Genomic DNA, 23,672 nt, shown 5'->3' on the forward strand with positions numbered 1-23,672 from the left:
TACTATTTCTATTATCTATTAGATTAAACCAGATAGGATTAGAAATCTAAACTGGTTGTGCATTACCGCCCAGTAAGTTCCAGTCCTCAAAGAAGTCTGGATAGGATTTTGTGATAGCTTCGCTATCTTTTAAGGTAACAGGGGCTTCACTGATGAGAGCCATCAATGTGCCAGCCATAACGAGTCGATGGTCATTTACACAATCACCTTGGCCACCTTTAAGTATACCACTACCGATGATGTATAGGTCATCGCCTTCTTCGCGAACGGTACCGCCTAGATCTCTTACGAGATTGGCAACAGCTACAAGGCGATCAGATTCTTTCAAACGTAGGCGAGCACCCTTAACAAAGGAGCTTTCACCAGAAATAGAGCAAGCCAGGGCTGCCATAACAGGCAACATATCAGGCATTTGCTCTAGATCTACATGAATTGGTTTCGACGCTCGGCCTGTAACCGTTACATTCATACCATCCCATACCACATCACAACCAGCATCAATCATAACTTGCATGATGCGGCGGTCTGCTTGTACAGAATTCTTGTTCATACCAGTAATAGTAATTGGTTTGCCCGTCATACCAGCGGCTACCATCCAGATTGCTGCATTAGACCAATCGCCTTCGATTTGGTAATTATCACGACCTATGAAGGACGCACCAAATGGTACTGTGAAAGCCTCATTGATGTTTCTGTCTGGTAAAGTGTGTTCTACTTCGACACCAAAATCTCGCATTGCTTCAGTAGTTAGTGTTACATAATCACTAGATTGTAGTGGCGTAGTAGAGGTAATAGTAGATAAGCCGATTTGAGGGGCTGCCAACAATAAACCAGAGAAGAATTGGCTACTCACATCGCCTACCATGGAGAAATTGCCCCCTTGAAGACGACCTGTCATAGTGAATGGTGGTTTATCTTGAGAGAATGTTACGCCATGCGCTTTCATTTCACCTAGCATAGGTTCGAGTGGGCGATCTGGTAAACGACCTTTGGCATCTACATCTACATCGTTACAGATGGATGCTGCTACAGGTAATAAAAGGCGTAATGTAGTGCCTGATTCGTGCGGTACTACATTGCCCTTTGCTGGAGCTGGGCCAGGAGTAACGGTAACAATTTTATTTTCATATACTACGTGGGCCCCTAAGCCTCGCAAAGAGTCCATCGTTGCATCGATATCCTTAGAGGTACGACTCAGTAATATAGTAGATGGAGAGGTAGCAAGGGCTGCACAAATCAATGCGCGGTGTGCATGGGCCTTTGCTGGAATAGACGCAATCGTTCCTGTAGGAATGGCGTTCGTTACGGAATGCATATAAATCTCCTTTATATCTTAGTCTAAATAAGTGGCAAGCTCTTCGTGTGTTACCACCTTGAGTTCGCTATGGCCGTAGCTTGTAGGAACTACGATTTTTATAGTTGCCCCTTCACTTTTTTTATCGTGCTTAGCAGCTGCAAGGATTTCTTCTTTTGTTATGGTCGTAGTAGTTGGCAAATCGTGTGCTTCGATGAGGGCTTTTAATTTTTCTAATGCTTCTGCATCTAATTCTCCATGTTTTACAGCACCTTGTGCCATGAGGACCATACCGATGGCTACAGCATAGCCATGGTGGACTTCAAAATGACTGGCCTTTTCGATGCCATGACCAAAGGTATGACCTAGATTTAAGAGGGCACGAACACCGGACTCGCGTTCATCTTGCTCTACGATATCCGCCTTTGCTTGAACACAACGAGCGATAACGGCACTAACGCTATCGCGATGCTTTATTAATGGCTTATGCTCGAGTTGGGTTAATAAACCTGGTACATCGAGGAAACCGTATTTGATAATTTCCCCACAACCATTTTTCCATTCCATGTCTGGCAATGTATGGAGGGTTGTAGGATCACAGAGGACTAGGATAGGTTGTTTGAAAGCACCCCAAAGGTTTTTACCCGCTTCGAGATTGACTGCTGTTTTACCGCCTACAGAGGAGTCTACTGCAGCTAATAGAGACGTAGGAACCTGTACATAGTCGATACCACGTAAGTAGGTAGCTGCTGCAAAGCCTGCCATATCGCCTACAACGCCACCGCCAAGAGCGATAAGTAAATCTTTACGCGTTAACGATTGAGCCGCCATGTATTCTATTAAATCGATGAGTTGATGAGCGTTTTTGGAGCTTTCACCAGCAGGGAATACATAATCACAAACAGTATAACCCGCATGTTCCATATTAGCTTTCACAAAATCCAAATAGTGTGGTGCCACATTGCTGTCGCTGACGATGATAACACGGCAATTTGGTTTTAACGGTTTAATATAATCGGTGATGCGTTGTAAGGCGCCCTCCTCGATGACAACATCGTAAGGTGTGGATGCGTTAATGTGGATGCGAGTCATAACGGTTCCTTTCATAAAAGAATAAGCTAGTATCTATTATAACGGATACTAGCTTATTTGTGTGCTATTTGAGATTATTTAGTGCATTCTACCAATGCTTGGCGCAATGCGATAACTTCTTTCATAAGGCTAGTGAATTGGTCTGGACGTAATGCTTGAGGGCCATCGCACAATGCTTTGGATGGATCGTTGTGAACTTCGATCATAAGGCCGTCTGCACCGCCACCTACGGATGCAAGGGAAAGTGGACGAACCATGCGGCTCATACCTGCAGCGTGGCTAGGGTCCATGATGATTGGTAAGTGAGATAATTCGTGCATCATAGGGATGGCTGTTACGTCTAATGTATTACGAGTTTTAGTTTCGAATGTGCGGATACCGCGTTCGCATAATACAACTTGTTCATTGCCTTCGGACATGATGTATTCAGCAGCCATCAACCATTCTTCGTATGTAGCAGATAAACCACGTTTTAAAAGAACTGGTTTATTTAATTTACCTACTTCTTTTAAAAGTGTGAAGTTTTGCATGTTACGAGCGCCGATTTGAAGCATATCTACGTTATCGAAGTATTGTAATTGGGAAATATCCATTACTTCGGAAACGATAGGAAGACCAGTTTCTTTTTTAGCTAGCTCTAACAATTCTAAACCTTCTGGCCCCATACCTTGGAAGGAGTATGGAGAAGTACGAGGTTTGAAAGCGCCGCCGCGAAGGATTGTGGCACCAGCTTCTTTACAAGCTTTTGCTGTTTCTAATACTTGTTCAGGTGTTTCAACGGAGCAAGGACCAGCCATTACTGCGAAGTGACCACCACCGATCAATGCGCCACCTACGTTGATTACAGAATCATCTGGATGGAATTTACGGTTTGCTTTTTTGTATGGTTCTTGAATGCGAGTTACTTTATCTACGAAATCTAGGGATTCGATTTGACGTGCATCAAGAGATGCAGTATCACCGATAAGACCTAAAATATTATAGCGTGCACCTTCTACTGGGTGGATAATGAAGCCTTTTTCCTCTAATTCACTGCGTAAACGAGATACCTCTGTTTCTGCTGCGTTTTGTTTCAATGTAATAATCATGATAATTCCTCCTTATAACTACAGTGAATAGTAGGGCTTACCATACGGGATAGCAAACAAAAAAGGGCTACCCGTAGTTTAATACGGGTAGCCCTTTTACTATTCTAAGCAACTAATAATGACTCAATCTTAATTAGCGTACCACAAATAGTTCCTTACCCGTACGTTGGATAAAGAACCAATAAAAGTATTGTTTTGTAGCTAGGCTAATTTGGTTAGTCATCTTTGGTTGCTCCTTTCTAAAAATTATGGGTATAGTATAAACCCAAATGATAAAATTATGCAACACCTAAAAATGAATTTCATATAAGTTTTAAAATATTTTTGCTGTAGGAATTAATGGAAACCTAGAAATTTTATGGAATTAAGCGTGTTTTTGATATAATAAAAATAAGAAGTTTTTCGATCGGCATAGAGTATTTTGGAATACAACTAAATCGATTCTTATAAATATACTTATAATTAGAAAGGGGCACCCATGATTGTTCAAGTTCTAGATCATATTACTGATGAAATAAAACAAATTCGTATCGATGTGTTTATGAAAGAACAAGGCTTTGAAGACGAGTTTGATGAAATCGATGATATAGCAAAGTTTGTACTCTTATCTATAGATGGCAAAGCTGCTGGTACGTGTCGTTATTTTCCAAGTGATGTAGCTGGAGATGCACATATTGGACGTATGGCGGTACGTAAGCTATACCGTGGACAACATTTAGGTACCAAGATTATGATGGCTGCAGAGAACGGCATTCGCCGTGACGGATTTAAAACCTGCTCCTTGTCGGCTCAAGTACAGGCAAAACCATTCTACGAATCCCTTGGGTATAAAGCTGAAGGAGAGGAATACCTTGATGAAGGATGCCCACATATCTTGATGCGGAAGGTTTTATAAGGCTTTATACTATAAAAACAAGTAGATACTTCTATAAAATCAATTCCTATATGATACGTAATAGTTAATAGGTAAGTTGATATATTGTTTGTTGTGAGGTGAAAAATTATGAAATTAGCAGAGGCATTACAAGAACGAGCTGATTTAAATAAGAAAATTAGTGATTTGCGAGGTCGTTTAAATCAAAATAGTTTAGTACAAGAAGGGGAAATACCTAATGAAGACCCTAAAGTATTGATGCAAGAATTAGAAGCGGCAATTGCAAGATTTCAACAACTCATTAAAGATATTAATCTCACTAACTGTACAACTATTGTTGAAGGCCGCTCTTTAACGCAAATTATAGCGGAAAAAGAAGGTGCTATTATGCGGCTTTCTGCATATCGTGCGTTAGCAGATAGTGCGAGTGCTATCAATTATAGGGCTCGTGGATCAGAAATTAAAATGATAGCAACTGTAAATGTTAGTGAATTACAAAAAACAGCAGATAAAATATCTAAGGAGATTCGCACATTAGATAACTTATTACAATCCACTAACTGGACTGTTGATTTAATAGAGTACTAATTACAAGTTGGTAATCAAGATAGGGTGGATACAAAGCCACGATTGCTTAATTCGTAAAAAGATGACATTACATGTACGGGGCGTTGATGATATGTATCGTGTAGGCCCTTATCGGGTATAAATGTATGGTTATTTTTTATAATGTATTACCATGTGTCAACTATTTTGATGAGGGTGGCGTTGGGGACTAAAAAAGGATGCTTTCACAGTTTTCTGTGAAAGCATCCTTTTTTTATTCTAAGTCATCGAAATCAAATGCTGCTGCTTTTGTATAGTTTGTAACTTTGGCTTCGAAGAAGTCAGTTTTTGTGCTATTCAAATTGGAGAAGCTTTCGATCCATTCCATAGGATTTTCCTTGATTTCAGGATATAAATGAGGTAAGCCGATTGCTTCTAAGCGGATGTTTGCAAGGTATTTGATATAGCGTTCGATAAGAACGTTGTTAAGGCCGAGGATTTTATCATCAGTGATATATTGACCCCAAGCGATTTCATTCTCCGCACCTTGGCGAATCATGTCAGTAATTTTCGCTTCTAGTTCAGGTGTGAACAAGTCAGGGCGTTCACGGCGTAACTCGCGGATGATGTTTTGGAACAATACAAGATGAGTTACTTCGTCGCGGTTGATGTATTTGAAGATTGTGGATGTAGCTGTCATTTTACCTTGGCGTGCCAATGTGTAGAAGAAGCTAAAGCCAGAGTAGAAATAAATACCTTCTAGGATATAGTTCGCAATGATTGTATGAATAAGGTTTGCTTCGCTAGAATCGTCGCTGAAACGTTGGTATGCATCGGCGATGAAACGGTTACGTTCAAGCAATGTTTTATCTGTACGCCATTCGTCATAAATTTTGTCACGTGTAATAGGGTTTGTTACAGTGTCCAAAATGTAAGAATAACTTTGAGCGTGAATTTCTTCTTGGAATGCTTGGATATTCAATAAGGATGCCACTTCAGATGCTGTAATATAGCGGCTCAAGTTAGGCAAGTTTTCAGATTGAATGGAATCAAGGAAGTTCAAGAACGCAATGATTTTGTCAAATGCACGGCGTTCGTAATCTGTTAAGTATGGGAATTGCTTAACGTCTTCGTTCAAGGAAATTTCTTCAGGAATCCAGAAGTTGTTGAGCATTGTACGGTACATTTGGTTAGCCCAGTCGTACTTGATACGGTTCCATTCGCGAAGGTTTGTAGTATTGCCACCAATCATAGATTGCGTGCCACGTTCACCATGTTCGTTAAAGATCAGTTTTTTATCCATAGTAGGACTCCTTTATACAACGATGCGACCTATACTGCTATAGGTCGTCATCAGATTTATAATATTGGTGAAAGTATCTTTCACATGTTTAGTGCTCTCTACTTATAGTGTATAGTTTTTATAAAATATAGCAATGATATTTTTAACTTTTACCATGACCTACATTTTATTATATAAGGTAGAGTATATCTGCCTCGGATTAGGAGGAGCAGCTAGTGCACTCATCCATTTCAAGGGATTGGTTACGGATGTAGTAGATTGTTTTAATACCTTGTTTGTACGCCTCAATATAAAGGTCGAGAATTTCTTTCGCTTTCATTTGAGGTGTAATGTACAAGTTGAAAGATTGTGCTTGGTCAATATGACGTTGACGGACGCCACAAGCTTTGATGGACCATTGTTGGTCGATTGTATGCGCCTCTTTGTAGAGCCAGAATGTTTTGTTGTTCAAATCTGGTGCAGTTTTTGGTGTGAAAGAACCTTTCTTTTCTTCGATGAAGAATTTTTTGAAGATAGGGTCGATACCAGCTGTTGTATTTGCAATGTTGGAAGTAGAACCAGTTGGAGCTACGGCCATCAAGTAACCATTACGGATACCGTATTTAGCAACATCTGCAGCTAATTGTTTCCAACGATCGGATATGTAGCCACGGCGTGTGAAGTATTCACCAGTTTCCCATTCGGAACCTTTGAATGCAGGGTATGCACCTTTTTCTTTCGCCAATTCCATGGAGGCTTTGATGGCATAGTAAGCGATGTTTTCGAACAATTTGTCCGCTACTTCGATATGCTCATCGGATTCCCATTGGATATCGTGATTTACGAGGTAGTGGTGGTAACCAGACGTACCAAGACCGATAGCACGGTATTTATCAGATGTCATACGAGACTCTGGCACTGGTGCTTGGTTGATGGAGATAACGTTATCTAACATACGAATTTGAAGAGCAATATTTTCTTCTAATTCTTCATCAGTAATACGGCCAAGACTGATGGAGTTCAAGTTACATGTAACCATGTCACCTGTATTTGTTTTAGTAGTAATCGTACCATCTTCGTTGATGATTTCTTCAGCAAGGTTTGTGAAGCCAACGTTTTGTGCGATTTCGTGGCACAAGTTGGATGCGTAAATCATACCTGCATGTTTGTTAGGGTTTGCAGCGTTTACTGTATCGCGGAAGAAGATGAATGGTGTACCAGTTTCAACAGCGGAGCGCATGATTTTTTTCATCATGTCTAATGCTGGCACTTCGATGCCGTGTAAGTTAGGATCTTGTTCACATTCAAGGTAACGTTTTGTGAACTCTTTATTATCATCAGTGTCGTAGTAGTCTTCCAAAGCGTAGCCTTTTACCGCTAAGATTTCATGAGGATCGAATAGTGTGAAGTTTTCACGAGCAATCATACGTTCCATGAAGAGGTTTGGAACGGAGATAGCAGGGAAGATATCATGCGCTTTACGACGATCGTCACCATTGTTTGTACGAAGTTCTACGAATTCGTAGAAGTCTTTGTGCCAAATGTCGAGTGTTACTGTAGCGCCGCCCTTACGTTTACCTAGTTGGTCTACGGCAACTGCTGTATCGTTGTACAAACGGATCCAAGGAATAACGCCACCAGAGGAGTTTTTGAAACCGCGGATATCGGAGTTCAATGCACGAACTTTACCAAGGTAGATACCAAGAGCACCACCGTGTTTAGATACGCGAGAGAACTTGCTATTTACATCGTAAATGGACCATAAGTTGTCATCTACACCAGAGATGAAGCAAGAGGACAATTGATGGAATGGTGTACCCGCATTTGCCAATGTAGGTGTAGCAGTTGTCATTTTTAATTGGCTCATCAAATCGTAGAATTTCTTAGCGTATTCTACTTTGTTTTCACCCTCTACCAATGCCAAGTGCATAGCGATAGCCATGAAACGTTCTTGAGGCAATTCGTAGATTTCTTTGTTGAAGCCTTTTACCAAGTAACGGTCAGCCAACAATTTAAGACCTTCATAGTTGAAGAGGTAGTCTCGTTTAGGTTTGATATAGTCGCCCAATTCTTGTAGTTCGTCAGGTGTATATTCAGTAACGAAGAAGTCTGCGTATTTTTTTTGTTCCACAAGCATATGTACAAGATTTGGGAAGTTACCGTAGCCGAATGCTTTATAACGGCGAGTGATAGCAGCTTCTTTATAGAGATCGAACAAGAAGAGGCGAGCCGCTACGAACTGCCAATCTTGGTTCATTTTATTAACTTGGTTGCCAAAACCGTCGTCTTTTTTAGAGATAACTTTTTCAATGGCTGTTTGTACTAAAGTTTTTTGAATCTCTTTAGTAGTCATACCATCAACGAATTGTAACTTCGCATCCATTTCTAATTCTAGTGGATCACAAGAATCTAACCCCAAACATGCGAAGGCAATCATGCGTTTCGTTTTTTCAACGGACAACGGCTCGAAATGGCCATCCCGTTTCTTGATCATAATCTCCATTACTGTTCCCCTTGAGTACTAAAATCGATAAAACTGTTAATTAAGCATATATAAGATTAGACCAAAAAGTATAAAATATCTTTAAGTTAAGTCTAATCAGAAAAATAAGAAAACTACAATATATGGTAGTTTTCTTATTAAGCTTATACATTATGTTACGATTATAGCGAAAAAATTCTATACATTCAATATTGACATTTAGAAATTTATGAATCTAGTATGCTTAAATTTATCGATATAGTTGTAAATGCTAGAAAGTACTATATAAGACACATATATGATGATTTTGAATGATATATCTCTTTTGAGAATATTAAAATTGTATATGTTAGTAAATCAAATTTCGTTCTATATACTATTGTGATTTATTTTATTAAAAGCATGTTATATATGTCCTATAATAGATATATAGTAAATAGGAGGTAAGACATGAAGTCTATTGTTATATATTCTTCCCTTACGGGAAATACGAAACAAGTGGCAGAGGCTATTACTAGTGTATTGCCAGCAGGTACACCATGTGTATCCATGAAAGAATTGCCTTCCGATATAGCATCCTATGATCTTGTGTTTGCAGGCTTTTGGGTGGATAAAGGAACAGCCAATAAAGAGGCTCGTGATGTACTCGCTACATTACATAATCCTCACATTGCTTTGTTTGCCACAGCTGGTGTGCCACCGCAAATGGCACATGCTAAGGAAAGTCTCATCAATGCGGCGAACTGTTTACCCGATGGTATAGAGCCGGTTGGAACATTTATCTGCCAAGGTAAGGTAGACCCTAAGGTTATCGAAATGATGTATAAAATGTTCCCTAAGGGACATAGCCATGGCCAATCAGCTGATAGAGATGCACGACACAAACAAGCTGCAGTACATCCAAATGAAGACGATTGTAAAGCGGCACAAGAATTTGCTAAAGATATTTTTACAAAGCTTAATTAATGAATAAAAGCAGTACCCCTTACGGGGTACTGCTTTTGTAATATTACAATAGGGTACTAAGTCTATATCGTATTTATCATACTTTTAATTTAATTATACAGCACATTAAATTTAAGTTTACGTGTATCGAATTGGTTTATGAAGTACGACGTAATCAATAGCTTATATCCATTGCCTTCTATAATGACAGGATCGATGGCTGTTTTATCGACGGTAAGGAACTTATCATAAATATGATGCACCTCTGTCACACCATTTGGTAGAGACACCTCTAAATCAAGGCCTTTGTTGAGGAACTTGAAGGAGATGGAGTCGAAGTTGGCAGATTCTACTTCGTATTCCTTAAGGTCTTTTTCATAGACTATTAATTCAATGTTTTCAATGTATTTATCGTAGCCTGCAATAGAAATAACCTTTGGTGCAGACAAAGCATCAAAATTAATATATTCAACGCGTCTGCCGTTTGTTGGGTTGGTATCTGGCAGTTTTAAATCATCTACAGGGACATATGGTGTGCCATAGTCCGTGAAGTTAGGGTCAAAGGTAGCAGCTATTGGTAGGCTTGCATGCCATTCGCCATCGACTTTAGTATAGGTCACAAATTCACGATATGTTGTATAGCCTATGAATGGCGTCAAAAGGACAGCACCTAAGGCTAGAGCCATAACGGTTGTGTGTACAGAAGGTTTTAAACCTTTCACCAGAGAATATACATTGTGTACTAAGAAGATTAGATTGAATGCACTTACGTAAATTGTATTGAGCCAGAGGATTGGTTCATTAATAACACGCTTACCGATAAGGGCTAAGCACAATGTAGTTAACGTAATGAACAAGAAGCACAGGATTTGCTGTGTTCTGCTGCTTTCACTCGATCTAAAGCTAGCCAAGTAGAATAGGTAGAAAATGGCTACATACGGATAGTAGGTGTAGAAGAAACGCGTATCCTCTCGAAGCCCTAACAGGATCAAGACTAAATAGATGTTAGCTAGAATGCCTGTAATAATGGACGCCTTTGGCAAGATAATGCCGAACACAACGGTAAAGAATTTACTTGGTGCTGGCGGACCCGCTGGATCCTCTTTGTAAGAACATACCATAGATAAACAAATGAATATGTTAATGGATGCAAGCACCTTAAAAATAGTTTCTTCAATGTTGAATGGTTGGTCAATGATAATGAAGAAGAACCATAAACTCATGATGATAACAATGTTATATAAAGTAGACGTAACAAGGGTGATGCCAATCCGTTTGATGCGATTAATGATTTCACCGATGTAGTATTCACCAGGCGATGTGAAATACAAGGCAATCATGGAGTACAGCCATAGGTACGATATATTTTCCGTGGCTATCTCAATGCCCCGCACATAGCCATAGGTTTCGTGAATCATATAAAGGCCAACGCTGATTCCGATACTTACTAAGGTATATATTATGGAAAACTTTCGTGCCCTTGTTATATAGCTTTGTAATATAACGATAAAGAAATACAGTGAGTATAGCTTAAGATCGATTTCGGAAAACCAATCTTGTTCAATATACAACGGTGTACAGGAAAATACGGCAATCAATACCAGTAATATAGGCGACTGCATTGCTAGGTCCCGCAGCGAAGACCATAAATGTTTAATGGCAAATTTCATAGATGTCTCTCCCTCTATAAATATAAATACCCCCTCTTATTATTAGTATACCTGTTTTCTGGTGAAAGCCCTATGAGGTTTTACATGCTTTTAAATATCCTTTACAATAACACTAAGAACTAGTTTTCAAAGAAAAGAGGTTGTCACATGGAATTCTCTTATTTTTTACCTGTAAACATCCAATTTGGTTGGAATAAAGTAGATAATATTGCTGATTTTGCTGCACCGTATGGCAAGAAAGCACTTATTGTAACTGGTCGTACTAGTGCTAAAAAATCTGGTTTATATGACCGGGTGGTAGCAAAGCTTGATGCAGCTCATATCGGTCATGTATTGTTTGATCAAGTAGATGCCAATCCATTGACCACAACTGCCTTAGACGGCGCTGCGTTAGCTAAATCTGAAGACTGTGATATGGTTATTGCTATCGGCGGTGGTTCCATCATGGACTGTGCCAAAGGGATTGCCTTTATGGCGGTGAATGAAGGCGATATTAACGACTATATTTTCAACCGTAAAACAAGTGATAATGCGCTGCCTCTTATTGTTATTCCCACGACTTGTGGTACCGGCTCTGAAGGTAATGGCTTTGGGGTGCTTACCAATCCTGAAACAGGGGATAAGAAATCTTTGCGTTGTAATGCTATTGTTCCAAAGGTATCCATCGTAGATCCTGCCGTAATGGGTACAATGCCACCTCATGTATTGGCGTCTGTTGGCTTTGACGCACTATGCCACAACATCGAAGCCTATACCTCTAAAACGGCGCAACCTTTTACAGATGCTTTGTCTCACTATGCAGTCATGCTATTGGCGCAATACCTCGTACCTCTATATAAACATGTGAAAGCCGTTGCAGATGGTAAACCTGAAGTTCTGAGCGAAAAACAACTCACAAAAGCTTGGGAATCAGTAACCCTTGCCAGTACAATTGGCGGTATGGTAATCAATACGGCAGGTGTAACCTTGGCTCATGGTATGGAACACCCTGCCAGTGGTCTTAAAGATATTACACACGGCGTGGGCCTTGCCGTTATTGAACCTGTTGTAGTGGAATACACTTGGAGTGCTAACCCTGATAAATTCGGCGCATTAGCTCGTATCTTTAACCACGGCGATGGCTCTGAACTAGGTGAAGCCTTACGTTTAATTGTGCACGAATTAGATTTGACAACGAATCTTACAGAACTAGGTTTTACGAAAAAAGACATTCCTTGGCTTGTAGATAACGTATACGTTGTGGCTACAGGCAATATAGCTAATACAGTGGCTGAAATAAGCCGTGAAGATATTGAAGCGTTGTATAAGAAAATGTTCTAAGTGTTGTCATTATAGGAGAGAGTTTTGTTCCAAGGATTTTATGGCCTATTAACGGTTATGCTATGCGTGTTGTTTGTAATTGTAGCAATCTTATTTAATTTAGCGCCTATTACATACATTGTTTTTGGTATAGCTATAGTATTGAGTTTGTTACTGCAATATAGGCGCTTTAAGAAACAGTCCATATCTGAAAGTGCTCATAGCCGATTGGCTTGTGGGTTGTTTATTGTCATAACCCTTAGCATATCTTGGCTCGTAGCTGATTGGGTTAAGTATGATACTCAAACGACTCATGATCAAATGGATGGTTTTGAGTTTAGCACAATGGATTGGAAACGGGGCTGGCCTAATAATGATGAATTACCGGAAGGCTTAAAGCGTCCAAAGGAGCTTCCAGAAGGGGTTCTCAGAGCTTCTGCATCTGGTGATAGCTTAGTTTGGGCAAATGCATATCCTACGAGATATACTGTATTAGAGGGAGACCCTAAAGTAATCTCACAGTATGAAATGATAGCTAAGCAAAATGCTACCTATACAGCGCAAATTGATGCGGATGGTGTATTGCGTGATTTAGACACTGGGGAGAAAAAGCGTTTTATATCTCATCCCAATAGCTATAACGTTATAGAGAGCATCGAGGAAGAACCTCTGAACTTACCACAACGAAATTTTATAGAGTGGTTACGCTTTGCACCTCGAAAAGAGACAAAAACTGTAGTTAAAGATACATATAACTCTACTCGAAATCATAGATTATATGTGTTTGTAGATGATGGTAATACTAAAAGACCTCATTTCGTGGAACTTTTGATCAGTAATGATGGGACACGGGCTGTGTTTTATCAATCTAAGTAATTTGAGTAGGTATTGTTGTGGAGAACGTAAATGCGACAGTGTTTAATCCGGAACGAACGCGAATGATTACTGTAGATATAGATATGTATCATTAGAGTTGGGCAGAGTTTGTATATAAAATTTGGAACAATACTTGAATATATTCTAATGTATTCAAGTATTGGAATTGACAGCATTAAAACATATCTTTATAATATGATTTAAAGAGACTAGGATGTATCAACAATCCCAGCCCTAGGGTTGGGATTTCTTTTTTTTGTCTCAAGTAGTTTAATTTTTAGAGAGGTGTTTTTATGGCAGATCAAAATAACAAAAACGTAGATACCTTAGCTCAAGAGATTACTTTAAAAAGTCGTGGGCAAGGTAAATTACGTCAGTTCATTTTATGGATGGGTGCACTTATTATCGGTGCTATTTTAGGTTGGCAACATATTCCAGCGTTAAATGAATTATTTAATTTTATTGCAGCTGTGTTTACACGTTTATTCCAATTCATCGCAATTCCAACGGTATCATTAGCAGTAATTACTACATTGTCTATGCTAGGTGCTAAAAAAGATACAGGACGTATCTTTGGTCATGCTGTGACATATACATTGTTAACAACAATTTGTGCAGCCGCTGTTGGTCTTGGTTTATTCCTTTGGATTGCTCCAGGTAACTTACCACTTGATGTAATCGGTGCTGGTGCAGCGCAAGTACCTGAAAAACTAGGTCATGTAACATATTATGATCATTTCTTATCCGTTATTCCTAATAATATTTTGAAACCATATTTGGAAGGTAACGTATTATCTGTTATGTTTATCTCCGCTTCTGTTGGTTTAGCTTTTGCGTTTATGCCTCGTACAGAAGGTCGCGAAGCAGTATTAAAAGTATTGTTCGGTTTACAAGAATTACTATTTACATTGATTAAAGCATTACTTTATGTATTGCCAATCGGTATCCTTGCCTTCGCAGGTCAATTATCTGCTCAAATTGAAGCGGGAGTAATCGTTGGTGCTTTAGGTAAATATACTGCTGTTGTTATCGGTGGTAACTTAATACAATTCTTTATCGTAATTCCATTGTTCTTGTTGTTCCGTGGCTTGAATCCTGTGGACGTATTCCGTAAAATGTCCCCAGCTGTAGCTGTTGCGTTGTTCACTAAATCCTCTGCTGCAACATTGCCAGTAACATTGGCGTCTGCTGAGGATAATTTGAAAGCTCACCCTGCAGTAGCTCGTTTCGTATTGCCAATTTGTACAACAATTAATATGAATGGTTGCGCAGCTTTCATCCTTGTAACATCCTTATTCGTAATGCAAAATGCAGGTATTGAATTGACGATGGGCACAATGATTGCTTGGTTATTTATTGCTGTTCTTGCTGCTATTGGTAATGCTGGCGTTCCAATGGGTTGTTACTTCTTAACATTGTCCTTGATGAGCTCTATCGGTGCACCAATCGGCTTGCTCGGTATCATCTTACCAATCTATACGATTATCGACATGATTGAAACTGCTGAAAACGTATGGTCTGACGCGTCTGTATGTGCTATGGTTGACCATGATCTTCAAGGCAAATTGGACGACTCCAGTGGGGACGATATGCCACAATTCCAAGGTGCTTAATTTTAGTAACTAGCTAAACTTAAGAAAATACTTAATTATATAACTCAAATAAAAGGTTATCCTGTAAGGGATAACCTTTTTTGATGACTCTACAAGTATTAAAAGGTACAATACTAGTAGAGATTGAAGTTTATTGTAGTGGTTGTTATAAAGCTAAGGAGTTGTATTGTGAAAAGAATATATTCATACATTGCTGCACTGTTAATGCTAAGTCTTATGGCTTCACAAGTACATGCAAAAGAGCAGGTTACTCAAAGTGATATTTCTGGTAGTGCTAAAGAGAAGTGCGTTAGTAGTGAACAAACTAATGATAAGATTGAAGCTGATTTACAAAGACATTTGGAAAGAATGAAGGCAGAGGACATAGCTAAGGGGTATTTACGTGAAGAAAAAACGTATGCTGAAGAAGTTAGTTTAGTTCGGGGCAGATTGTATCATTCAACGGATAAGCTCATTCATGATGAGAAAAAGACTACTCTTTTATCGTATCCTGTGGGAAGGAAGGTTCCTTGTAAGAAGAGTTTAAAGGATATAGATTCATATACAGACACAATTACTCGTAAAGGCATGACATTCCGCATTCCAAAAGGTGCAGAGTTGAAGATGTTCTATATGTTAGATAACAATATTTTTATAGAGTATGAGATAGGAGATATTTGGTATTCTATTCAGATTATTCCTTTAGATGTAGATCATCCTGATAGTAAAGATATAGAAAACAAAGTACTTGTAGATAAAGAGTATAATTTCTATCACACATTGCAAGTATATTGGCGTATGTGGGGAATCTTTGATGAGTTACAAAATCCTACTTATTCAGCGGTATGGAATAATGGCTTGCCTGGAATGTTAGTGGATTCATACAATCCAGATAAGGAATCTAATTTACTATTTGCTGCATATGATGGACGGTATGCTGTATTTAATCAGCTGGTATATAATCCAAGTACGAGTCCTTTTACTCATGAGCAGTTAAGAAACACGATTGAATATTTTGATTCTAATAACAATCCAGAGTTTAAGGCTAAAAAGCATAGATTATTCCCTGATGAGAGGATAATTCGTATATATGAGTACTAGTACAAAACCTATATTACTAGATATATAATTTGTGTTATACTTCTATATAGAATAATATCGAATTAATAGAAGGCTAGTTGGCATATTCTGTGCAGACTAGAGATTAGAATGAAAGATAAGTCAGTATTACCAATTGAGGAACAATTAAATAGATTTCTTCAACCAAAATGCCTAATCCCTGGTGGTCTAGGCTTGTGGGAGGATTATTTCCGCAAGATTTGTACGGCTTGGGGAGAGATTAGTGGTGAAATTCGACCACAGCATATCATATTTTCCGCCGATAATGGTTGTAATATGGAAGGCTATGTAGGTTATAACTATGAGGTAACGCAAAAGCAGTCGCGTAATATGCTCTTGGGTCGTTCGTCGGCTACACAGTTTTGTAACTTTAACAATATTCCTTATGAAGTTGTGGATGTAGGAATTGCCTCAGATGATGGCATCGGAGTGAATCGCAAGGTCGCAAAGGGGACAAAGAATATATTAAATCATCCTGCTATGACTGAGGATGAATTTAATCGTGCCTTTCAAGCTGGCTATGAACGGGTACAACATTATGTAAAGCAAGGGATAAATCTTTTTTCCTTTGGTGAAATGGGACTTGGTAATACGACGACTTCTGCCTGTGTGTTGTCTGCCTTAACTGGAGCTGATCCCACTGAAACAGTAGGACCCGGTTCTTGGCCGAATAAACCAGATTTGATGAAACGAAAAATTGATTTTGTGCGCGCTGTATTAGATAAACATAAGGCTAGTATCGTTTCTGTCAGTGAAGTTGAAAGAGTTCGTAAAATCGTAGCCCATGTAGGGGGCTTTGATATTGCAGCTATTCTTGGGGCTATGCTCGCTTGTGTTGAGTTTAAAAAGCCCTTTGTCATTGATGGCTTTATTACAGCTGTATCAGCAGCTTGTGCGGTACATATGAATGATTGTGTTAAGGATTATGCATTGCCATCTCATAACTCTCGAGAAAAAGGCACAGAGCTAGCTTTAGCAGAGTTAGATATTACACAAGACATGGTTCCTATTCAAGCACAAATGTCGATGGGGGAAGGCACGGGGGCCATCTTGATGGTACAAATGCTCAAAACTACACAGCATATGTTTGTACATGTGGGCACCTTTGCAGATTTGATGAAATTATAAGGAGGACGAATGAAAATAAATAAATACTTTGATATACATTTTGAGCGAGCTGATGATGCAACTATCGCTAAAAGACTGATAGGTGGGGCTAAGATTAAGGGACCTGCTTTAGTTATCCTGATCCTTTCCATATTTATTGCCTCTATTGGGTTGAATATGAATAGTACGGCAGTTATTATTGGTGCTATGCTTATATCGCCGTTGATGGGACCTATTTTAGCAACTGCTTATGGCTTCGCTACGCTTAATTTTACAGTTGCAAAAAGTGCTATTTTAAGATTGTCCTTACAGATTACGATTGCTGTTTTGGCGTCTGCTTTGTATTTTTATATTTCTCCCATTAATACTGCTACATCTGAACTGTTAGCGCGTACAGAACCGAGTATTTATGATGTACTTATTGCTATATTTGGTGGGTTAGCTGGGATTATTGGGCAAACGCGTAAGACCTTAGATAATGTTATCCCAGGGGTTGCGATTGCGACTGCACTTATGCCACCACTATGTACGGCAGGATATGGACTTGCTAATGGAGATTGGCACTATTTCTTTGGGGCTGCCTATTTATTCTTTATAAATACATTCTTCATCTTCTTTGCAACTTTTATTGTTTTAAAGGGTGTATATAGTTTGCCATTCCATAAACAAGACAAAGAGCTTATTCGTCGTAATCAGCTAATATTTCTTGTGATTGGTCTTATTATGGCTATACCAAGTATTTATGCAGGCTATGATATGACTATCAAGTATTCTGAGTCAAATCATTTAGAGCAGTTTATTAAGAATGATGTTAATCAAGCTGGACGTCGACAAGTGATTGATTATTCATTGGATCGAACGAATAAGCTAGTAGACATAGTAGCTATAGGCGCTCCTGTGACTTCGGAGGAACAATCCCAGTTGGAAGGCAAGTTACAGCAGTATAAGTACTTACACTCTTATACACTCCAATTTGTTAATAGCGTAGATGAGAAAAAATCTACTATGGATAAGACAAGTTTGAATCAATCTTCGGAGAACCTTGAAACATATAAAAAATTGAGTAATCTGTACCAGCCGACTTATCAACTAGTAAGTGAAACGATAAATACTATGAAAACGACAGAAGCTGAAGCAAAGGCGTTGTTCCCGTTTGTAAGCAAAGTGGAAGGAATGCCTTTGATAGATAATCTAGAACAGCCTAAAGCGAGTCGCTATATGGTAATTATCCATACCACATCCACTGTATCTGATGCAGATTCGGAACGAATAAAAGCTTGGTTAGAGGCTAAATTATCAGCACCTGTAACTATTTCTGTGGAGCAAACAACGTCAACTCAATAAGTTGATTTTTTGATTTTGATTAGATTGTTTATTATATAGAGCGATATGTATAACGGTACTAAGTTTGATTGAATCTATTAGGTATATTACCTAGTAGTACGGGGAATCAGCTTAGTACCGTTTTTATGTATTTGGCATAGCTAAATGTAATTACTCTTATCTTGCTATAGATTAAAGTTATATTAATGCATATATAAAATCTATTATACGAGTAGGAATTAAATTGATATACTTACTACATCGAAATTATTAAATAATCAAATGTAGATATAAGATAAGAAAAATAAATTTATTATAATATCTACAAATGTTATATACGTATGAGTCCTCGTCCGAGATGTAGGTTTTCATCGTAGATAGGAGGATTACATGAAAAAATGGTTAGCATTAGCAGCGACGGCCGTACTGGGTGCGTCCTTATTGATTAGTGGTTGTGGCTCTTCCACAAATAACGCGAGCTCTAGTGGCTCTAAAGAGGTATTAAAGGTAGCAGCAAATCCTGTACCTCATGCTGAAATTTTAGAACAAGTTAAACCTATTTTGGCTAAGGAAGGTGTAGACTTACAAATCGTTGAATTTACAGACTACATCCAACCAAATATGGCTCTATCTAGCCATGAAGTAGATGCAAACTTCTTTGCAAACGTACCTTACCAAAATAACTACAATAAAGATCATGGTACAAACTTCGTAAGCTTTGCACCAGTTCATATTGAACCATTGGCTATTTACTCTCAAAAAATTAAAGACTTGAAAGACTTGCCAAATGGTGCAAAAGTAGCAATTCCATCTGACCCAACAAATAGTGCTCGTGCACTTCTCTTGTTGCAAAGTGCAGGTCTAGTAACATTGAAAGATCCAACTGGTTTGACTAACACACCATTTGATATAACTAGCAACCCTAAAAATATTCAAATTACTGAGTTAGAAGCAGCTCAAATTCCTCGTTCTATCCAAGATTTAGATGCAGCAGTAATCAATGCTAACTATGCGTTGCCAGCTGGTCTTAATCCTACAAAAGATGGCTTATTCGTAGAAAAAGCTGACTCTCCATATGCAAATCTTCTTTCTGTTAACCCTGGTGATGAAAATAAACCAGCTATCCAAAAATTAGCTAAAGCATTACAATCTCCAGAAGTTAAGAAGTTCATCGAAGAACACTACAAGGGAGCTATCATCCCAGCGTTCTAATTGATCGTTAATACTATATGTATCTGATACAATACCTTCTCATGACAAACTCTATAGATACGAAAAAGGCGTAACACCATTGGTGTTACGCCTTTTTTATTATATTATGCATCAATTGGTTTTGCATATTTTTTCCGATATGAATGTGGTGTTTCAGTGGTAGCCATTTTGAAAATTTTACAGAAATAACTAGTTCTGTTATAGCCTAATGTTTTACTGATCTGATTAACTGTTAGTTGGGAATATACTAATAGTTTTTTTGCTTCTTGTATGCGTAATAGTGTTATATATTGCACTACTGAAAGTCCCGTATCATCTTTAAAAATCTTAGAGAAGTAGGACTCACTTAAATGAATATGTTCCGAAATCCTTCTGAGCGACACTCGTTTGCTCAGATTTTTTTCTATATATAACATAGCCTTTCGAATTTCTGGACGATTAATAGGTCGTTCAGACTCCACAAAGTCTGGCAATTGTTCATAAGGCATCTCTTCTGCTATGGCATCGTTAAATGGGAAGTAGTGTTCAACCAAAATCCGTAAAACCTTTGTAGCACTGTAAATTTGTTCGGCTGTCAAAACTGGTAAGGTCCGATATAAGGCACGAAGTTTGGTGTCATCATGCCAATCGGTTTGGGTAGGAAGAATAGGTTTGATCGTCGTATCTTCTGTTTTTGTTTGACCTGCCATAATAAATCCTAAAATGGCTCCATCTTTCATAACCGGAACAGAGAAATCGATGAGGCCCATGTGACAGCGATACGGGCAGGATGATAGTTCTTTTGTAGCATCTAGTCCACCATATAGGTCGCATTGATTGCAGCGCTTGGCGTAGGCTGGATTGCGCCTTACGACCTTACAAAATGGAGAAAAGTTATATTCTTGAGATAACACTTTTCCACGATTATTAACAAAAATAGCAGCAATCTTTGTTATGTTTGTGAAATCGCGCATGATTTCATTGATAAGCTTAGTATCTTCATTCGTACTAATCATGGTAAAACCTCCAATCACAAATGTGTTAAGAGGGCTAGTAAGCACACCGCTAAATAGCTCTACTTGCTCTCTATCTAAAGGGTAGGCTCTAAACCTGAGAAAAGAGAAAAGTGACATACCACCTAAAATTCATATACCTATAAAATTACGTTATTTCTTGCTTCTATATGTATAAGTATAACAGGATTGTCGTATTTTTGTAATAGAAAAATCGCATTTTACGAATATACATAAAAAAGTTGCATTTAATAATTTTTATAATAAAGGTAGATAAAAGCCTTATAGTACATGTATTTAGAAAGGATTGAGTCCGATGGGTTGTGACTGAATAGCAAGGCATGCTCTATAGTAATATATGGTGTACAGAATTTAGGGTTGCATACATATGAATGATTAAAGAAATGATAAAAAATATAAATTGGTATACCGCAACATAGTTTTCTGTACATAGATACTTTGATACTTTCATTATACGTATGGAGGGTATTATGGCGACAACATGTGGATTAACTGAATTTGTAGGGACTAGTAAAACAGGTGATACTATTGGTCTCGTAATTGCTAACGTAGATCAACAAGTATTAGATGCGATGAAACTAAAGAAAAAATATCGTTCCATCGGTATTTTAGGTGCTCGTACTGGTGCAGGCCCACACATTATGGCTGCTGATGAAGCAGTAAAAGCAACCAATACTGAAATTGTTAGCATTGAATTACCTCGCGATACTAAAGGTGGCGCAGGCCATGGCTCGTTAATCATTTTTGGTGGTGATGATGTATCCGATGTAAAACGAGCTATTGAAGTAGCATTAGCTGAAGTGGAACGTACTTTTGGCGATGTATACGCAAACGATGCTGGTCATATTGAACTTCAATATACAGCACGCGCTAGTCATGCAGTAAATGCAGCATTTGGCGCTCCCGAAGGTAAAGCTTTTGGTCTTATCGTAGGTGCTCCAGCAGCTATTGGTGTAGTTATGGCCGATGTAGCTGTCAAATCTGCAAACGTTGATGTAATCGGTTATGCATCTCCTTCTGCAGGTACAAGTAATTCTAACGAAGTAATTTTACAGATTTCTGGCGATTCTGGAGCTGTACGACAAGCGGTTATTTCTGCTCGTGAAGTAGGTAAACAATTGCTCGGTACGATGGGTGACGAACCAGTGAACGGAGCCCCTTCCTATATCTAATCTGAAAGGATGGTATGCCCTATGAAATCAAAACGTTTCGAAGTCTTAAGTCAACGTCCTGTTAATCAGGATGGTTATGTAAAGGAATGGGTAGAGGAAGGTTTTATAGCCATGGAATCTCCTCAAGATCCAAAGCCTAGTCTCAAAATCGAAGGTGGGCGCATCGTTGAACTCGATAGTAAACGCCGTGAAGATTTTGATCTTATCGATACATTTATTGCAAATTACGGTATCGTTCTCGATGGTGCTGAACAAGCAATGGCAAAGGATTCAAAAGAGATTGCTAATATGATGCTTACACCATCAGTACCTCGTGAAGAAATCGTTAAGATTTGTAAATCTATTACTCCAGCGAAAATGTTGGAAGTTGTTTCTTCTATGAACGTTGTTGAGATGATGCAATGTATGCAAAAAATGCGTGCTCGTCGTACAATGGCTAACCAAGCTCATGTAACGAACGTAAACGACAATCCAGTACAAATCGCAGCCGATGCTGCGGAAGGTGCACTTCGTGGGTTCGCAGAAGAAGAAACAACAGTAGCCGTTGCTCGTTACGCACCACTCAATGCGATTAGCTTACTCGTAGGCTCTCAATGTGGTCGCCCAGGTGTATTGACACAATGCTCCTTGGAAGAAGCGACAGAATTGGAACTTGGCATGCGTGGCTTCACAGCATATGCAGAAACAATTTCCGTATATGGTACAGAAGACGTATTTACCGATGGTGATGATACACCTTGGTCTAAAGGATTCCTCGCATCTGCTTATGCCTCTCGTGGTCTTAAAATGCGCTTCACCTCTGGTACAGGTTCTGAAGTACAAATGGGCCAAGCAGAAGGTAAATCTATGTTGTACCTTGAAATCCGTTGCCTATATATCACAAAAGGCGCTGGCGTACAAGGTATCCAAAATGGTTCTGTAAGCTGTATCGGTATTCCAGCAGCTGTACCTTCTGGTATCCGCGCTGTATTAGCAGAAAACCTTGTAGCAGCTATGCTCGACCTAGAATGTGCATCTAGTAATGACCAAACATTCAGTCATTCTGATTTGCGTAGAACAGCTCGTACATTGATGCAATTTGCACCAGGTACTGACTTCATTTGCTCTGGTTATAGCTCTACACCAAACTATGACAACATGTTTGCTGGTTCCAACTGGGATGCAGAGGACTATGATGACTGGACAGTTATTCAACGTGACCTTAAGGTAAATGGTGGACTTATCCCTGCTCGCGAAGAAGAAGTAGTAGCAGTTCGTAATAAAGCGGCTCGTGCACTACAAGCTTTATTCAAAGCATTAGGTTTGCCTCCGATTACAGATCAAGAGGTAGAGGCTGCTACTTATGCGAATGGCTCTAAAGATATGCCTCCTCGCGACAAGGTTGCAGATATTAAAGCGGCTCAAGACTTGTTGAACCGCGGTGTTACAGGTGTTGACTTTGTAAAAGGCTTAGCTAAAGAAGGTCATCCTGATGTAGCACAAAGTATTTTGAATCTATTAAAACAAAAAATCTCCGGCGATTACTTACAAACATCGGCCATCTTTGACCGTGATTTCAATGTTATCTCCGCGATTAACAATAGAAATGACTATCAAGGTGTTGGCACAGGTTATCGTGTGGAAGGTGAAGATTGGGAACGCATTAAAGATATTCCAAACGCCATTGATCCACGGGATATATAAGGA

The 23,672-nt window shown here is 38.9% G+C and carries 19 protein-coding genes; 12 read left to right on the top strand and 7 right to left on the bottom strand.

All coding sequences use genetic code 11. From position 1 onward, the window contains the following. Positions 1 to 46: 46 nt before the first annotated feature. The 3 genes from aroA to aroF form a co-directional block, all read right to left on the bottom strand. Complete coding sequence (gene aroA, locus ACDF53_RS04530) at positions 47 to 1,315, bottom strand: 3-phosphoshikimate 1-carboxyvinyltransferase (RefSeq protein ID WP_370815628.1); 1,269 nt, start codon at positions 1,313 to 1,315, stop codon at positions 47 to 49. Positions 1,316 to 1,333: 18 nt separating this feature from the next. Next, positions 1,334 to 2,386, bottom strand: a complete 1,053-nt coding sequence (gene aroB, locus ACDF53_RS04535; RefSeq protein WP_370815629.1) for a 3-dehydroquinate synthase — start codon at positions 2,384 to 2,386, stop codon at positions 1,334 to 1,336. A gap of 74 nt (positions 2,387 to 2,460) precedes the next feature. Next, positions 2,461 to 3,474, bottom strand: a complete 1,014-nt coding sequence (aroF, locus tag ACDF53_RS04540; protein WP_005385248.1) for a 3-deoxy-7-phosphoheptulonate synthase — start codon at positions 3,472 to 3,474, stop codon at positions 2,461 to 2,463. A 478-nt stretch (positions 3,475 to 3,952) separates the two neighbouring features. Here aroF and ACDF53_RS04545 point away from each other — a divergent pair, with 478 nt between their 5' ends. Both ACDF53_RS04545 and ACDF53_RS04550 read left to right on the top strand, forming a co-directional pair. Beyond that, complete coding sequence (locus tag ACDF53_RS04545; RefSeq protein WP_119207087.1) at positions 3,953 to 4,369, top strand: GNAT family N-acetyltransferase; 417 nt, start codon at positions 3,953 to 3,955, stop codon at positions 4,367 to 4,369. Between the two features lie 108 nt (positions 4,370 to 4,477). Then, positions 4,478 to 4,936, top strand: coding sequence for a DIP1984 family protein (locus ACDF53_RS04550; RefSeq protein WP_119207086.1), 459 nt, complete (start codon positions 4,478 to 4,480; stop codon positions 4,934 to 4,936). Positions 4,937 to 5,168: 232 nt separating this feature from the next. Here the strand turns inward: ACDF53_RS04550 and ACDF53_RS04555 are convergent, their stop codons facing one another. Both ACDF53_RS04555 and ACDF53_RS04560 read right to left on the bottom strand, forming a co-directional pair. Next, entirely contained in the window at positions 5,169 to 6,197 is a 1,029-nt protein-coding gene (locus ACDF53_RS04555; RefSeq protein ID WP_119207085.1) for a ribonucleotide-diphosphate reductase subunit beta, read from the bottom strand. A 199-nt stretch (positions 6,198 to 6,396) separates the two neighbouring features. Beyond that, complete coding sequence (locus tag ACDF53_RS04560; protein ID WP_370815630.1) at positions 6,397 to 8,679, bottom strand: ribonucleoside-diphosphate reductase subunit alpha; 2,283 nt, start codon at positions 8,677 to 8,679, stop codon at positions 6,397 to 6,399. Between the two features lie 429 nt (positions 8,680 to 9,108). Here ACDF53_RS04560 and ACDF53_RS04565 point away from each other — a divergent pair, with 429 nt between their 5' ends. Beyond that, the gene (locus ACDF53_RS04565) at positions 9,109 to 9,624 is read left to right on the top strand and encodes a flavodoxin family protein (RefSeq protein WP_370815631.1); all 516 of its coding nucleotides are present in this window, start codon (positions 9,109 to 9,111) and stop codon (positions 9,622 to 9,624) included. An 89-nt stretch (positions 9,625 to 9,713) separates the two neighbouring features. On the opposite strand, the gene ACDF53_RS04570 is transcribed toward ACDF53_RS04565, so the two are convergent. Then, positions 9,714 to 11,273 carry a hypothetical protein gene (locus ACDF53_RS04570; RefSeq protein ID WP_370815632.1) on the bottom strand — a complete coding sequence of 520 codons (1,560 nt, stop codon included), beginning with the start codon at positions 11,271 to 11,273 and terminating at the stop codon, positions 9,714 to 9,716. A 147-nt stretch (positions 11,274 to 11,420) separates the two neighbouring features. On the opposite strand from ACDF53_RS04570, the gene ACDF53_RS04575 reads away from it, so the two are divergent. The 7 genes from ACDF53_RS04575 to ACDF53_RS04605 all read left to right on the top strand — a co-directional run bounded on the left by ACDF53_RS04575 (position 11,421) and on the right by ACDF53_RS04605 (position 19,801). Then, entirely contained in the window at positions 11,421 to 12,593 is a 1,173-nt protein-coding gene (locus tag ACDF53_RS04575) for an iron-containing alcohol dehydrogenase (RefSeq protein WP_370815633.1), read from the top strand. A 24-nt stretch (positions 12,594 to 12,617) separates the two neighbouring features. Further along, positions 12,618 to 13,448 (top strand): hypothetical protein, encoded by an 831-nt coding sequence (locus ACDF53_RS04580; protein WP_370815634.1) that lies wholly within the window; start codon positions 12,618 to 12,620, stop codon positions 13,446 to 13,448. 293 nt (positions 13,449 to 13,741) lie between these two features. Continuing rightward, a complete protein-coding gene (locus ACDF53_RS04585; RefSeq protein WP_105085011.1) occupies positions 13,742 to 15,061 on the top strand; it encodes a dicarboxylate/amino acid:cation symporter in 1,320 nt (439 codons plus the stop codon). Positions 15,062 to 15,229: 168 nt separating this feature from the next. After that, a complete protein-coding gene (locus ACDF53_RS04590; RefSeq protein ID WP_370815635.1) occupies positions 15,230 to 16,141 on the top strand; it encodes a hypothetical protein in 912 nt (303 codons plus the stop codon). Positions 16,142 to 16,249: 108 nt separating this feature from the next. Then, positions 16,250 to 17,287 carry a nicotinate-nucleotide--dimethylbenzimidazole phosphoribosyltransferase gene (locus ACDF53_RS04595; RefSeq protein ID WP_370815636.1) on the top strand — a complete coding sequence of 346 codons (1,038 nt, stop codon included), beginning with the start codon at positions 16,250 to 16,252 and terminating at the stop codon, positions 17,285 to 17,287. 9 nt (positions 17,288 to 17,296) lie between these two features. Then, positions 17,297 to 18,610 carry a DUF389 domain-containing protein gene (locus ACDF53_RS04600; RefSeq protein WP_105085009.1) on the top strand — a complete coding sequence of 438 codons (1,314 nt, stop codon included), beginning with the start codon at positions 17,297 to 17,299 and terminating at the stop codon, positions 18,608 to 18,610. Between the two features lie 369 nt (positions 18,611 to 18,979). Next, positions 18,980 to 19,801: a MetQ/NlpA family ABC transporter substrate-binding protein gene (locus ACDF53_RS04605; protein WP_060924427.1), complete on the top strand. Its 822-nt coding sequence runs from the start codon at positions 18,980 to 18,982 to the stop codon at positions 19,799 to 19,801. A 104-nt stretch (positions 19,802 to 19,905) separates the two neighbouring features. Here ACDF53_RS04605 and ACDF53_RS04610 read toward each other — a convergent pair whose 3' ends face one another. Then, the gene (locus ACDF53_RS04610) at positions 19,906 to 20,796 is read right to left on the bottom strand and encodes a PocR ligand-binding domain-containing protein (RefSeq protein ID WP_370815637.1); all 891 of its coding nucleotides are present in this window, start codon (positions 20,794 to 20,796) and stop codon (positions 19,906 to 19,908) included. A gap of 488 nt (positions 20,797 to 21,284) precedes the next feature. Between ACDF53_RS04610 and pduB the strand changes: the two genes are divergently transcribed. Both pduB and ACDF53_RS04620 read left to right on the top strand, forming a co-directional pair. Beyond that, complete coding sequence (gene pduB, locus ACDF53_RS04615; RefSeq protein WP_038124004.1) at positions 21,285 to 21,986, top strand: propanediol utilization microcompartment protein PduB; 702 nt, start codon at positions 21,285 to 21,287, stop codon at positions 21,984 to 21,986. Positions 21,987 to 22,007: 21 nt separating this feature from the next. Beyond that, on the top strand, positions 22,008 to 23,669 hold the full coding sequence (locus tag ACDF53_RS04620) for a propanediol/glycerol family dehydratase large subunit (protein WP_119206724.1): 1,662 nt from the start codon (positions 22,008 to 22,010) through the stop codon (positions 23,667 to 23,669). Positions 23,670 to 23,672 lie beyond the last annotated feature (3 nt).

The organism is Veillonella sp. (assembly GCF_041333735.1).
GTDB lineage: Bacteria > Bacillota > Negativicutes > Veillonellales > Veillonellaceae > Veillonella.

What these genes read in the sequence shown, in the direction of transcription:
- aroA (WP_370815628.1), bottom strand. Translation starts at nt 1,315, where the DNA reads ATGCATTCCGTAACGAACGCCATTCCTACAGGAACGATTGCGTCTATT.
- aroB (WP_370815629.1), bottom strand. Translation starts at nt 2,386, where the DNA reads ATGACTCGCATCCACATTAACGCATCCACACCTTACGATGTTGTCATC.
- aroF (WP_005385248.1), bottom strand. Translation starts at nt 3,474, where the DNA reads ATGATTATTACATTGAAACAAAACGCAGCAGAAACAGAGGTATCTCGT.
- ACDF53_RS04545 (WP_119207087.1), top strand. Translation starts at nt 3,953, where the DNA reads ATGATTGTTCAAGTTCTAGATCATATTACTGATGAAATAAAACAAATT.
- ACDF53_RS04550 (WP_119207086.1), top strand. Translation starts at nt 4,478, where the DNA reads ATGAAATTAGCAGAGGCATTACAAGAACGAGCTGATTTAAATAAGAAA.
- ACDF53_RS04555 (WP_119207085.1), bottom strand. Translation starts at nt 6,197, where the DNA reads ATGGATAAAAAACTGATCTTTAACGAACATGGTGAACGTGGCACGCAA.
- ACDF53_RS04560 (WP_370815630.1), bottom strand. Translation starts at nt 8,679, where the DNA reads ATGGAGATTATGATCAAGAAACGGGATGGCCATTTCGAGCCGTTGTCC.
- ACDF53_RS04565 (WP_370815631.1), top strand. Translation starts at nt 9,109, where the DNA reads ATGAAGTCTATTGTTATATATTCTTCCCTTACGGGAAATACGAAACAA.
- ACDF53_RS04570 (WP_370815632.1), bottom strand. Translation starts at nt 11,273, where the DNA reads ATGAAATTTGCCATTAAACATTTATGGTCTTCGCTGCGGGACCTAGCA.
- ACDF53_RS04575 (WP_370815633.1), top strand. Translation starts at nt 11,421, where the DNA reads ATGGAATTCTCTTATTTTTTACCTGTAAACATCCAATTTGGTTGGAAT.
- ACDF53_RS04585 (WP_105085011.1), top strand. Translation starts at nt 13,742, where the DNA reads ATGGCAGATCAAAATAACAAAAACGTAGATACCTTAGCTCAAGAGATT.
- ACDF53_RS04595 (WP_370815636.1), top strand. Translation starts at nt 16,250, where the DNA reads ATGAAAGATAAGTCAGTATTACCAATTGAGGAACAATTAAATAGATTT.
- ACDF53_RS04600 (WP_105085009.1), top strand. Translation starts at nt 17,297, where the DNA reads ATGAAAATAAATAAATACTTTGATATACATTTTGAGCGAGCTGATGAT.
- ACDF53_RS04605 (WP_060924427.1), top strand. Translation starts at nt 18,980, where the DNA reads ATGAAAAAATGGTTAGCATTAGCAGCGACGGCCGTACTGGGTGCGTCC.
- ACDF53_RS04610 (WP_370815637.1), bottom strand. Translation starts at nt 20,796, where the DNA reads ATGATTAGTACGAATGAAGATACTAAGCTTATCAATGAAATCATGCGC.
- pduB (WP_038124004.1), top strand. Translation starts at nt 21,285, where the DNA reads ATGGCGACAACATGTGGATTAACTGAATTTGTAGGGACTAGTAAAACA.
- ACDF53_RS04620 (WP_119206724.1), top strand. Translation starts at nt 22,008, where the DNA reads ATGAAATCAAAACGTTTCGAAGTCTTAAGTCAACGTCCTGTTAATCAG.